Source organism: Segatella copri (assembly GCF_019249795.2).
Taxonomy (GTDB): domain Bacteria; phylum Bacteroidota; class Bacteroidia; order Bacteroidales; family Bacteroidaceae; genus Prevotella; species Prevotella copri_B.
Map to the genome: position 1 here is coordinate 1,332,930 of NZ_CP156891.1, position 13,386 is coordinate 1,346,315.

The window sequence follows — 13,386 nt, forward strand, 5'->3', positions numbered from 1 at the left end:
ATATGCCGATAGCTCTTTGACGGAACTATCGGCATTTAAAATAAAAACTTAAACCTACCAACGTAAGATTATATCGAAAAACCTAAGAGCCTATTATGGCTGCAAGGTAAAACCTACTACCAGGTAAGCTTTTTCGGTGCTAGGGTTAGCAGCTACCTGAGCGAAGACTGGAACAGAGAAAGAATCTGTAATCTTCAAATCCTTGGTAGCTTTCAGTGAAACATTGGTAACTGCAAAACCATTGGCATCACCATAGAAAGATGTTGCAAATGGAACTGCGCCTATACTTGCTGCCCAATCACAACCGCCCAACTTGAATGGGGCTGTAGCCTCAACATATGAAGAATAAGCACGGTCACCATCCTTATTTAATCCATCATTGCCTGCAAAGTTGGTGTACCAGTTCAAGGCAACTGGACCAAAGTCATAACCTACGTTTGCCTCAAACACATGAGAAGTTTCATGTGCCTTATAGGCGAAATACTTCTCGTTAGGAGAGTTGAACCAGTAATCGGTTACACCGATATGGAAGCCACCGGTTTCATAAGCCAAGGTAAGGTCAAATTCCTTAGTATCGTCTGGTTTAGAGACACCTACACTTCCCCAAGCTGTCAGAGACAAGCCCTTGTAACCAATACAGAGTGTTGGCTGCAAAGAGACTTCTCCCAGTGACTGACCACGCCAGTAATACTGGTTTACAACATCTGCAGCGATGGTAGTTTCAACCTCATCCTGAGCAGAAGCTGCAGGAGCAAAAGCAACCAAACCGAGTGCAAGGGCACCCATCTTCTTTATATCAAAAATCTTCTTCATATTCTCTCTTTTTAATGTGATACTTCTTTGTTTTTTAAAGTTTCGGCAGCAAAGGTACTGCAAATCGAAGACAACACAAAATAAATTGCGATTTATTTATATTGTTGAGATGCAGCGTACATTATTCAATGGCATTAATAAAACTCTGCTCTCCAAAACTTCTGCTGAAAAATCTCTCTCGCTCGTTATATGAAAGCATCTTTAGTTGTAGCAACTCTCACCATGCTCGTAGATATCGAGACCTTCTTCCTCGATTCGCTTATCAACACGGAGACCAGCAATCTTCTTGATACCCCAGAAGAGGATGATACCTGTTACGGCTGCCCAAAGGTCGATGCAGAGGATACCGAAGCACTGAGCACCGAAGAATCCGAAGCCACCACCATAGAAGGCGCCACCATCAAGGGCGAAGAGACCAGTCATCAAAGTACCGAAGATACCGCATACACCATGAACTGAACTTGCACCAACAGGATCATCAATATGAAGCTTGGTATCAATGAACTCGATAGAGAATACCAAGATGATACCTGCCAAGAGACCGATGATGGCAGAACCCAATGGACTAACCAAGTCGCAACCAGCGGTGATAGCTACCAAACCAGCCAGAATACCGTTCAATGTCAATGAGAACGAAGGTTTGCCATACTTAATCCAAGAGGTGAACATAGTACCGAGACCACCACAAACGGCAGCCAAGTTGGTTGTCAGGAATACGTGACTGATAGCAACACGGTTAACCTCACCAGAAGCAGCAAGCTGAGAACCAGGGTTGAAACCGAACCAGCCGAACCAGAGGATGAATACGCCCAGGGCAGCAGCCATGAGGTTGTGACCAGGGATAGCCGTGCTCTTGCCGTTGCGATATTTACCCAGACGAGGACCTAAGCAGATAGCACCAACCAAGGCAAGTACACCACCAACACTATGTACGATGGCAGAACCTGCGAAATCATGGAAGGCTGCACCGAAGGTGTTCATCATGAACGAACCTGCCTCGCTGTTGCAAAGCCAACCGCCACCCCATGTCCAGTGACCCTCTACAGGATAGATAATCAATGAAATGAAGAATGAGTAAACGCAGTACATGGAGAACTTGGTACGTTCTGCCATAGCACCTGAAACGATGGTAGCACTAGTAGCGCAGAATACGGTTTCAAACATTAGGAAGCCTTCAGTAGGAAGGCCGGCTGCATTTGTATAGAAAGACAAATCCCCGAAGTTAGGCATACCGATGAAACCGGCGCCATCGCTACCAAACATAAATCCGAAACCTACGAACCAGAAGAGAACGGAACCGATCATAAAATCGACAAAGTTCTTAAACAAGATGTTCGCTGTATTTTTACTACGGGTAAAGCCCGCCTCGCAGAGGGCAAATCCCGGCTGCATGAAAAAGACCAACATGGCTGCCAAGAGCATCCATAGGGTATCTACTGAAATTCCTAAATCCTGTACACTCATAATCTTTTTACTGTTTAGTGTGTAGTGTTTAATGTTTAATTGGCATGCGCCCTCACTACACAAGATTCATAAAATTTTAAGAAAACGTTTAATGTTAGCCATCAAAGCCGTGCTTATGCTACCCCTCTAAGTAAACATTAAGCACTAAACATAAAACACTAATCACTATTTCTCCTGCTCAGCATTATAGAGAGCGATGTCGCCTCTTTCACCTGTACGGATTCTTACGGTATCCTCGACAGGAATTACAAAGATTCGACCATCACCAATCTCGCCTGTACGGGCAGCCTCCTGGATGGCATTAATCGTTTTCTCTACATTCTTGTCGCGCACGACAACATTCAGCAACACTCGCTCGATACTGCTGGTATCATACATGACACCACGGTAGATTCGAGCCTGTCTCATCTTGCCCTCTCCTCTTACATCGTAGTAAGAGAACCACTCGATGTCGGCGGCAAGCAAAGCTTCTTTTACATCCTCAAACTTAGTCTTACGGATGATTGCTTCAATCTTTTTCATGTTAATCTCTCCTATTAATTAATTTACATTTTGTTTGTTTTCTGGTGCAAAGGTACGACATTTTGTTTAATATTTCACAATATTACTTACCTTTTGATATTAATATTTTTATTTAGTTATTATTTTGCATAGTTCTTTTTAAAATACGGAACAAAATGAAAGCAAATTACACATTATTCGTTTCATTTTGAAACAAGCAATAAAAAAGCCGCTTGAAAGGCCTAAATGCCCCCTCAAGCGACAAACCTAAAGACAAACTCTCAACCCTAAAACTAGGGTCACTTTATTATTTAAACTTAATCTTATACCCGTATTTCCGCATATATCTGAGTTTTATAACGGAAATTTTATTTTGCCTTTATTTTGAATGTAAATTCACGATCAGCATAATGGAGACGATACTTCTCCATAGGCTTGGTCATCCAACTGTCGATGCAGCCCAAAGGATACTGGCATTTCTGGATATGCAACTGCACGAGTCCCTTATCCACCAGATCACCACTGTGTTGTCCCCATGCATGCGTCTTCTCGATACCAGAATCCAAATCCTCTACCAGATAAGGGATGGCACTGCACTCCATAGGTTCATACCCCTCAAAGGTAATCCCCTTGCCGGTGGTTGGATTAAAGATAGAGAAATAGCGGATATCGGTATGGTTACCACTCTCCTGCGGACGGATATATGGATAATATTCATCCTTCACGTCAGACTCGTACTTGCCGATAAAAGCAGAAGAATGACGATCTACGTAGTTCTCTTCAGGACCTCTACCATAATACTCGAGCTTAGAGAAAGTAGCAGGCATCTGCAACTGCAGACCGAATCTGAACAGATCGGCAACCTGCACCTCCTTGTCGGTAGTCATCTTCTGGGTAACATTCACCTCGCCCGCAGCACTGATGTCATAGCGGAGCATCAGCTGAGCTTTCACTTCCGGCATATCGAAGAGAGCTGTCAGCACCACATTGTCCTTACTCACATTTTTGTCGAAAGACTTCAGAGTCATCTGCGGGTTCTTCCATACTCTCATCTCCTTCTGCAGAGATGCTCCATAGTCATTATCGGTAGGAGCACGCCAGAATTCCGGAGTCATACTCTCACGGAACTTCAACATCGGTTCACCATCTACATCGAGATAATCTATCATACCCGTCTTCTTGCCTATGGTTACAGACATTCTCTGTGCGCTGACCTTCACATAAGAGTTGGTTTCCTCCACCTCCATACTGCTTGTCTCCTGCACCTTATCCTTCTTGGTTGGCGCAGCAGCAACAGCAGGAACCGCCGGTTTGGCAAACTGATAATCGCTGATGATAAACTGCTGGCGAGCCATCACCTGGCCCTTGTCTACCAGCGGCTGTGTGCCATCGCTTGCAAAAGCAAAGTTAAGAACAATCTCCTCCTTTGCATGCTTCGATTCAGCCTCAGCCACCGCATACTTCAGTTCATCACTCTTGATCAGTTTGGTAGCCTGAGGAGCAATACCCTTTGTTTCAGGAATCTCAACTGTAGCCAGTTTCACACCATTGGCATAAACCGTAGCTGTCAGGTTCAAGTCATCGATATTCTTGAAGAAGTTCTCGTTGTAAACCTTGAAAGCACCATTCACAGCATCCAGGTCCTTGATCCATACATTCTGATGATAGTACTGAATCTCGTAAGCATGAGGATTCAGACGGCGGTCTGGAGCAATGATACCATTACAGTTGAAGTTATAGTCACTTGCCGGATAGCGGCCGTAATCTCCACCATAAGTAAAGATTTCCTTACCGGTGACAGGACTCTTGTCACGAATGCCCTGATCTACGAAGTCCCAGATATAGCCACCCTGATACTTAGGATACTTACGGATGAGGTCCCAATATTCCTTGAAACCACCTTCCGAATTACCCATAGCATGAGCATATTCGCACTGGATGTATGGTTTAACACCATCACTCTTGCAATATTTCTCACTCTCCTCGTAGTCGATATACATCGGACAGTAAATATCAGTCTTGCTGTCATAACCGCCACGCTCATACTGAACAGGACGGGTCTTGTCGAGCGCTTTCACCCAGTCATAGGTCTTTTCGAAGTTGATGCCGTAACCACACTCATTACCCAAACTCCATACGATGATAGAAGGGTGATTGATAAAACTTTTCACATTACCTTCATTGCGCTCGATGTGAGTCTGGAGATACTCAGGGAACTTAGCGAGTGATTTTTCCTCATATCCCATACCATGAGATTCGAGGTTAGCCTCAGCAGTAAGATACAGTCCGTATTCATCACAGAGTTCATACCAGCGGGGATCGTCAGGATAATGGCAGGTACGAACCGCATTGATGTTCAACTGTTTCATGATTCTGATATCCTGAATCATGCGCTCTACACTTACCACATATCCACCATCCGGATCTATCTCATGCCGGTTGGCACCCTTAATCAGTACAGGCTTGCCGTTCACCAGCAACTGGGCGTTCTTGATTTCCACATTGCGGAAGCCCACCTTCTGCGGAATCACCTCCGCTACCCCCTGCTTATTCTTCAGAGAGATGTATACCTTATATAAATAAGGTGTCTCAGCAGTCCAAGCCTTCACCTTCGGTACTTTGATTACACCCTGAGCTCCGGTAGCCGATGCTATTTGCTTGCCATCCTTATCACACAAGGCAACAGTCACATCAGTCTTGCCGCCCTTCAGCGCTATCTGATAGTTCAGGATACCATCCCGATAATTATTCATCAAACCGGCATCAAGACGGATATCGGCAGCATGAAGTTTCGGACGTGCATAGAGATAAACCTCACGGGCTATACCAGTAAAGCGCCAGAAGTCCTGATCCTCGAAATAAGAACCATCGCACCAGCGCATCACCTGCATAGCTATCAGGTTTTTGCCCGGCTTCAGATACTTGGAGATATTAAACTCGGCAGCCACCTTGCTGTCTTCACTATATCCCACATACTTGCCGTTCACCCAAAGGGTCAGGTTGCTGGTAGCCGAACCTACATGGAAATAGACATCCTTGCCCTTCCAGTCCTTAGGAAGTTCGAAGGTACGACGATAAGAACCCGTATAGTTGTTGAGTTCGCTGATATAAGGAGGATTTGGGTCAAACTGGGTAGCCCAGGCATAACCGACATTCTTATAAGTAGCATCTCCATAACCGTTCAGTTCGAATAGCCCCGGTACAGGGAAATCCTTCCACTCCGAATCGTCATAGTTGGCTGCAAAGAAGTTGGCAGGACGCTTGTTATGATCCTTCACGAAGTTAAACTTCCACATGCCTTCCATCGAAAGATAGTTGGCCGACTTCCTCTTGTCAAAACTCTGTGCTTTGTCAAGGGTCTCGTATGCAAAGAAAGCAGCACGGCGAGGTTCGCGGTTCTGCTGGTTGATATCCACATTATGCCAACGCGACTCGTTCTGAGCCGCTACGCCATTGCCGACAGACAGCAAGGCGAGGCAAAGCGATACATTTGCTATATTTCTGATGCTCATATCTGTTTTATTATTTTCTGAAAAACATAGAGTTATCTACTGGTGTAAACTTCTGTTCGCTGTCCTTGCGCATTTCAATGCCGAGACTGCTCCACCATGAAGGCCAGCCGCCAACGATATTGCTGAGGAAAACCACCTTGAAAGGATGCAATCCCTTAGCCAATGCTACAGAAGTATCATGATTGGTACCAGCCTTCACATCCCCCTCATTGCTAATCATGAGTTTGTTATCAATCCAAACCTGCTCCAGACGGGAAGAGAGATAATAGACACCATCCTCCGGAATATTGATGTAGCCCTCAGCGATGGCAGCATAATTATTGGCACCGCGCAAGGTAGCAGCATCATCCTTCTGCTGAATCTTCATCTGCTCCAAGCCCTCGATGTTTGCACACTCCCAGGCAGCATCAGCCCATTCCAGCTGGTCAACCTTCAGATAGTTGCCCTTAATGCGCTTCATCTGCAACCCAGGTTTTGCGCCCTCCACCTTAACAGCTGGAGCATAAGTCTGCTTCTCAACATCAACGGTTCTGATACGGCTCATCTTGCCTGAAGGCAATATGGTTGCTATCTTGATGATGGTGTTTCCACTCACCCTGATAGGCTCTGCATAAGCCGAAGAAGAAGGAGTTGGTGTACTTCCATCCAATGTATAAACCATCTTCATAGAACGCGAGGTGGTAAAGGTTACCGCAGTATCCCCAGTAATGACCACCTTATCGCAAGAACCTAAAGGCTGCTCAGGCAATGGGATATGATAATGGATATGGCGCTCGTCCAGACGGACACAGTTTGCATCCAGTCGGCGGCAGAAATCCTTGAAGTTTTTCCTGCTCACTGGCGACCATGCAATCTCAGAGAGAGCAATGGCACGAGGATACATCATATACTCCATCTTGGCATTGGAATACATATATTCCGACCAGTTGTTACACTGAACGCCCAGGATATGATGAGCCAGTCCCAACGCCTTGATGGTATCAGGTACCGGATTATAATTATAGGTTGAAGCCAGATATCTAGGAGGACTAGGAATGGTTACAGGCTCCACCTTGCTGTCACCCTGATACCAGTCGAGATACATACCGTCGCTGCCCGGCGTCATGATGACATCATGCTTCTGCATGGCAGCCTCGATACCTCCTTCCGTTCCACGCCATGACATCACGGTAGCATTCTCACTCAATCCGCCTTCCAGAATCTCGTCCCATCCGATAATCTTTCTGCCACGCTTCTCCAGCATTTTCTCTATGCGCTTGATAACGTAGCTCTGCAGTCTTTCCTCAGCCGAATGCTTTCCTTCAGCCTGCAAGCCCTCTGTCTGAATACGCTTCTGACAGGCAGGGCAGTTTTTCCAACTGGTCTTCGGACACTCGTCGCCACCGATATGGAAGTACTTACCTGGGAAGAGAGGAACAATCTCACTAAAGATGTCATCCAGGAAGCGGAACATATCTTCCTTGCCCGGGCACATCACGATATCCTCTACACCCCAAACTGTTCTCAACGACCACTGCTCACCTTTGCATGAAAGATAAGGATAAGCAGAGATAGCTGCCATCATGTGACCAGGAAGGTCGATTTCCGGAATCACGGTAATATAGCGCTTGGCAGCATAATCCACTATTTCCTTAATCTGCTCCTGGGTATAGAAACCGCCATAAAAAGAGCCATCGCCCTCGGTACGGATACTGCCCACAGAAGTAAGTTTAGGATATTTCTTGATTTCGATACGCCAGCCCTGGTCTTCCGTCAGATGGAAGTGCATGGTGTTCACCTTGAACATAGACATCAGGTCCAGTTGCTTCTTCACATTCTCGACAGAAATGAAATGGCGGCATGGATCGAGATGGAATCCACGGTAGCCGAAGCGTGGAGCATCTTGGATATCACAGCATTGTGCTACCCATTTCACTCCATCCACCCGGGTTGCGCTCTCTATCTGGGCAGGGAGTAACTGCATGAAACTCTGCATACCGTAGAAGGCGCCCTTGGCGGTCTTCGCCTTGATAACAACCCCCTTGGCGGTTACGGTAAGGCGATAACCTTCCTCGGCAATTTTCAGCGAAGGAGAAATCTGTATAGAGATATTCCCCTTCTTTCCACCTACCGTTACCTCATAACCTGTAGAAGCCTTCAGTTTGTCTGCCATGTACTGGGCGATATTTCTGCCTTCAGCCGTCTGGTAAGCGATTACCACCTTCTGTGGCAATACGAACTCCCCTTTCTGTACCTGAGTCTTCACCGGTATCGGGATAATATTAATATCGGCAGCAGATGCCGGAGTGGAGATACCACCCAGCATCGCTGCACAGGCTACAAACGAGCCTAATAAACGATTGAACTTTGCCATAACATTAAATATATTAATAAGGTATTACAATGGTTTGTACTCCACGAAAGCCTCCATGGCCTCATAGCATGCCAGACCCAACTGGTCGTAGAGCGATGCAGTAGCACGGTTACGGTCCTCGGCTCTCTGCCAGAACAGGCGCTCATCATTACCCAAGAAAGGAGCACTCTCCATCTGCGACTGATGCTTGAGGATAGAGTTACGCTTTGCTCGCAACTCCTCAGGACTCAATGGAACACACATTTCGATATTCTCAATCTCCCATTCTGCCCAGGCACCACGATACATCCAGATGCGACAGTCCTTCAACCATTCTGCACCCGCTTTCTTCTCTTCGTCGATAGCTGCCAGAACGGCATCAGTACACTTCTTGTGGGTTCCGTGAGGATCAGCAAGGTCGCCGGCAACATAAATCTGATGTGGCTGCACCTTCTGCAACAGAGCTCTCACTACCTCCACATCCTTCTCGGTCATAGGCAACTTCTCTATCTTGCCGCTCTCATAGAATGGCAGGTCGAGGAAGTGTACATGGTCAAGCGGAATATCATTATAGGTACAAGCGATACGAGCCTCACCACGGCGAATCAGTCCCTTGATGGTCAGGATATCTCTCGTATCGAAGTCACTCTCCTTCTTCTTGGCAAAGAAGGTCTTTATTTCCTTATATTTATTAGAGATGATACTATCCTTTGAGTCAGCAAAGAGTTGGTTGAAACCATTGATAAAGTGCATGAATCTTGTTACTTCCTCATCACCCACAGCAATGTTTCCTGATGTTTCGTAAGCTACATGCACATCGTGGTTCTGTTGTACCAGTCGACGGATGGTTCCTCCCATTGAGATAACATCATCGTCTGGGTGTGGAGAGAACACGATAACCTTCTTAGGGAATGGTGTTGCACGCTCCGGACGATAGGTATCATCGGCATTTGGCTTACCACCTGGCCATCCGGTAATGGTATGCTGCAAATCATTGAAAATCTTGATATTGGCATTATAGGCAGAGCCATAGAGAGCCAGAAGTTCGCTCAGTCCGTTCTCATTATAATCCTTATTGGTCAACTTCAGGATAGGCTTACCGAGTTTCTGGCAGAGCCATACCAGTGCCGAACGCACCAGTTTATCACTCCACTGGCATGAAGTTACGAGCCATGGATGCTCGATACGCGTCAGATGGTGAGCTGCACCCAGGTCGATGACAACATGAGCATTCGGATGAGTCTGAAGGAATGATGCCGGCAGGGTATCTGTTATAGAGTTCTCCACCACCTTCTGCATAATCTCTGCCTTCTCTTCGCCCCAGGCTGTCAGATAGATGCTCTTGGCTGAGAGTAAGGTAGCGATACCCATGGTGAGCGAACATGGAGGAATGGTTTCCTTGGTCTGCTCGCTGTTCTCCATCTCTTCGCGAGAGGTATTGCCGATGAGGATGATACGGGTCATCGACTGGATGCCCGAACCTGGCTCGTTGGCAGCAATATTACCCGAACGGCCTACACCTAGGAGGGCTACATCGAGACCGCCAAAGGTCTTGATACGCTGCTCATAAAGACGGCAACTGTCCTGTACGGCATCCTGTGCCACAAAACCATCCAGTGTAAAAATGTTCTGCTCAGCCACATCCACATGATTGAGGAAACGATCCTTCAACTGGTTGATGGTACGGAGAGAACTGTCCTTCTGGAGCGGATAATATTCGTATGCATTGAATACAACAACATTGCGGAAGCTCAGGGTCTTCTCGTTGTAACGGCGAACGAGTTCATCGTATACAGAATAGAGAGAAGAACCGGAACCCAGCGCCATCACATAGAATTTGCCTTCCTGCTGTGCCGCCTTGATACCAGCTTCTATTTTGTCAGCTACATGACTGGCACCTTCTGCCATAGAGGCAAAGATGTCTGTATGAATCTTCTCCATTCTGGAGATTTCAGAATATTCTACAGTCGTCTTTGGCTTGTAGAACTCTACAGGTACTTTATTGAGTACGATTTGTGAACTAAGATTGAGTCTCATATCTTTATCTGTATTTAAATAAATAGGTTATGTTATGTTTTCTTTTTTTAAAATGACGGATTAGAGTTCAGACGCCATTGCTGCAGCACCCAGGATGGCCGCCTTGGCACCATCAAGTCCGCTCATCAGGAACTTAGCCTTACCTTTATATAATGAGAGCACATGCTCGTTATATGCTTCTTCAATAGGCCGGAAGAGCAGATCGCCAGCCTGTGCCAATCCTCCGAAGAAGATAAAAGCCTCCGGGCTCAGAAAGGTAGCTATCTCTGCACAGGCCTTGCCGATTCTTGTACCGGTTTGTCTGAACACTTCCCGTGCCAGTGTATCTCCTGCCATGGCTGCCTTATAAACCACATAAGATGTAATTTCTTCCCTTGGAATATTTCTCAGCTCAGTTGCCACGGTTGATGCTTCGAGCATGGCCAAGGTAGTACGGACCACGCCTGTAGCCGAGCAGTAGGTCTCCAGGCAGCCCTTTCTGCCACAGCCGCATGGTCTACCGTCAGGCTCCACTACCATGTGTCCCAACTCACCGGCGAAACCGTCGCAACCATAAATCAGCTGCCCGTTAGCCACGATACCCGATCCTACGCCTGTTCCGAGAGTGAGTTCTACGAAATTTTTCATACCAACTGCAGCACCATATTTCATTTCTCCCATAGCAGCCGCATTTGCATCATTGGTAATAGCAACCGGAATGCCCAGTTTCTCTGCAAACATGTCAGCCAGCGGTACAATACCCTTAGCCCATACCAGATTTGCTGCATTTTCAATGGTCCCCTTGTAATAGTTACCACAAGGCGCACCGATGCCCAAGGCACGAATTTTCTCCATACCACCTACCTGTTCTACTATCTGCATCACAGCTTTTACCGATTCCTCTACGTATTGTTCCACGCGTTGGAATGTCTGGGTCTTGATTGAGGTTGTAGCTATTATTTCTCCGTCCCCATCAACGATGCCGAAAACGGAATTGGTTCCACCCAAATCCAAGCCAATCACTAAAGACTTTACATCGTATTCCATACTTCTTTTAATTAATAGGTTAAAATCGAAAAATAACGAGGAGCGATATAAACTTTCATTTATTAAATTCTTTATTAACGCTCAGTTTGTTACTAAAATATTTTATTTTGCAAAGTTACTAGTTTTATCAAACACAGCAATGAAAATAGCGTTAATATTTCTAAAACAGAAACATTTTTTATACTTTAAGTCTCCTTATGGCTGAAATACCTGTACTTTGTTCGCATCTGACACCGATTCAGTGTAACTTTACCCAATATCAAAAGAGCTATTAAGTGTAGTTTTAATTGCCCCTTTTGTGCACTTACGTATCCAACCTCTCTATATATATAATAAGGTATAGAAGAAAACAGGATGTCCGAAAACGACGAAAAGTATACTATTTTTCACCATTTAAGTTTTATTAACAGCAAAAAATGTTGCACCTATACAGAAAAACTTTATCTTTGCAACTAAAAAATATTAGTTATGAAAGCTGACTTAATAAAATATCTTAGAAAGATAAACAAAAAGCCCTCAGTTCAGGGCAAGCTCCTGGAGCAGTTTATCTCTCACGGAGCCTCCACCATCCCAGAGATGTCGAAGGCTATCGGAGTTAGCTTACCGACAACAACAAGTGCCCTCAACGAGTTGATAAAAGAAGGACTCGCCAGAGAGATTGGAAAGAAAGACAATTCTTCGGGACGCATCCCGATGGTTTACGACCTCGTTCCAACAGCAGGCTACTTCATCGGCGTCAATCCTGAGATGAACTGCCTGGCACTTGCAGCAAGCGACTTCGCAGGCAATCTGATTACCGAAAAAACAAGAGTGCCTTACGTATATGAGAACTCTCCTGAAAACCTGGAAGAGATAAGCAGAATCATCAATGAGTTCATCGAAAACCTTCCTGTTTCAAGAGAAGAAATACTTCAAGTTTGCGTGAACGTGGCTGAGCGCGTGAATCCTGTACAGGGAAATGCCTACAACATGTTCACCTTCCTGAAAGAATCATTGACCGACAAGCTGGCTCAACTCATACAGCTACCTGTATGTATCGAGAACGATACCCGGAGCATGGCTTTCGCTGAGTTGATTAAGGGACAGTGCAAAGGCCTGAAAGACGCCATCTTCGTGAACGTATGCTGGGGCATCGGAATCGGAATCATCATCGACGGCAATCTCTATTACGGCAAGTCGGGATATTCTGGCGAATTCGGTCACATGACTGCCTACAACAACAACATCATCTGCCACTGCGGCAAGATTGGTTGCATAGAAACAGAAGTTTCGGGCAGAGCACTCAAAAGGAAACTCATCGAGAAGATAAAGGAAGGAAAGACTTCCATCCTCTCTGAAAGAGTTCTGAAAAAGAATGAAGACCTATCACTCCAGGATATCCTGGACGCCATAGCAAAGGAAGATGTACTGAGCCTTGCCACACTGCAGCGCATAGCAGATGAACTTGGCAAACAGCTGGCAGGAGTCATCAACATCTTCAACCCAGAAATGCTGGTCATCGGAGGTGAAATGTCGGTTACAGGCGACTACCTCACGCTACCGGTAAAGATGGGTATCAAGAAATTCTCTCTCAACATCATGAATGAGGATTCTAAAATCGTTACCTCAAGTCTGAAAGGTCTTGCAGGAATCACGGGAGCCTGTCTGATGGCAAGATACCGGCTTCTGAATGAGAACATCGACAAATAAGGAATTTAAACA

The 13,386-nt window shown here is 45.8% G+C and carries 8 protein-coding genes; 1 reads left to right on the top strand and 7 read right to left on the bottom strand.

Annotated features, from left to right (window positions below; all coding sequences use genetic code 11):
- Window positions 1-93 precede the first annotated feature (93 nt).
- The 7 genes from KUA48_RS05985 to KUA48_RS06015 all read right to left on the bottom strand — a co-directional run bounded on the left by KUA48_RS05985 (window position 94) and on the right by KUA48_RS06015 (window position 11,685).
- Window positions 94-813 carry a hypothetical protein gene (locus tag KUA48_RS05985; protein WP_117587760.1) on the bottom strand — a complete coding sequence of 240 codons (720 nt, stop codon included), beginning with the start codon at window positions 811-813 and terminating at the stop codon, window positions 94-96.
- A 201-nt stretch (window positions 814-1,014) separates the two neighbouring features.
- Window positions 1,015-2,277: an ammonium transporter gene (locus tag KUA48_RS05990; protein ID WP_218433618.1), complete on the bottom strand. Its 1,263-nt coding sequence runs from the start codon at window positions 2,275-2,277 to the stop codon at window positions 1,015-1,017.
- A gap of 165 nt (window positions 2,278-2,442) precedes the next feature.
- On the bottom strand, window positions 2,443-2,799 hold the full coding sequence (locus tag KUA48_RS05995; protein WP_006848366.1) for a P-II family nitrogen regulator: 357 nt from the start codon (window positions 2,797-2,799) through the stop codon (window positions 2,443-2,445).
- 347 nt (window positions 2,800-3,146) lie between these two features.
- On the bottom strand, window positions 3,147-6,290 hold the full coding sequence (locus KUA48_RS06000; protein ID WP_153094923.1) for a glycoside hydrolase family 2 TIM barrel-domain containing protein: 3,144 nt from the start codon (window positions 6,288-6,290) through the stop codon (window positions 3,147-3,149).
- 10 nt (window positions 6,291-6,300) lie between these two features.
- Complete coding sequence (locus KUA48_RS06005; protein WP_153094924.1) at window positions 6,301-8,643, bottom strand: family 20 glycosylhydrolase; 2,343 nt, start codon at window positions 8,641-8,643, stop codon at window positions 6,301-6,303.
- 24 nt (window positions 8,644-8,667) lie between these two features.
- Window positions 8,668-10,659: a glucosamine-6-phosphate deaminase gene (locus KUA48_RS06010; RefSeq protein ID WP_153094925.1), complete on the bottom strand. Its 1,992-nt coding sequence runs from the start codon at window positions 10,657-10,659 to the stop codon at window positions 8,668-8,670.
- 60 nt (window positions 10,660-10,719) lie between these two features.
- On the bottom strand, window positions 10,720-11,685 hold the full coding sequence (locus tag KUA48_RS06015; RefSeq protein ID WP_153073873.1) for an ROK family protein: 966 nt from the start codon (window positions 11,683-11,685) through the stop codon (window positions 10,720-10,722).
- 468 nt (window positions 11,686-12,153) lie between these two features.
- Between KUA48_RS06015 and KUA48_RS06020 the strand changes: the two genes are divergently transcribed.
- Complete coding sequence (locus KUA48_RS06020; protein WP_153080555.1) at window positions 12,154-13,374, top strand: ROK family protein; 1,221 nt, start codon at window positions 12,154-12,156, stop codon at window positions 13,372-13,374.
- Window positions 13,375-13,386 lie beyond the last annotated feature (12 nt).

Coding starts and splice junctions, on each gene's coding strand:
- KUA48_RS05985 (WP_117587760.1), bottom strand. CDS start 813: ATGAAGAAGATTTTTGATATAAAGAAGATGGGTGCCCTTGCACTCGGT.
- KUA48_RS06005 (WP_153094924.1), bottom strand. CDS start 8,643: ATGGCAAAGTTCAATCGTTTATTAGGCTCGTTTGTAGCCTGTGCAGCG.
- KUA48_RS06015 (WP_153073873.1), bottom strand. CDS start 11,685: ATGGAATACGATGTAAAGTCTTTAGTGATTGGCTTGGATTTGGGTGGA.
- KUA48_RS06000 (WP_153094923.1), bottom strand. CDS start 6,290: ATGAGCATCAGAAATATAGCAAATGTATCGCTTTGCCTCGCCTTGCTG.
- KUA48_RS06010 (WP_153094925.1), bottom strand. CDS start 10,659: ATGAGACTCAATCTTAGTTCACAAATCGTACTCAATAAAGTACCTGTA.
- KUA48_RS05995 (WP_006848366.1), bottom strand. CDS start 2,799: ATGAAAAAGATTGAAGCAATCATCCGTAAGACTAAGTTTGAGGATGTA.
- KUA48_RS06020 (WP_153080555.1), top strand. CDS start 12,154: ATGAAAGCTGACTTAATAAAATATCTTAGAAAGATAAACAAAAAGCCC.
- KUA48_RS05990 (WP_218433618.1), bottom strand. CDS start 2,277: ATGAGTGTACAGGATTTAGGAATTTCAGTAGATACCCTATGGATGCTC.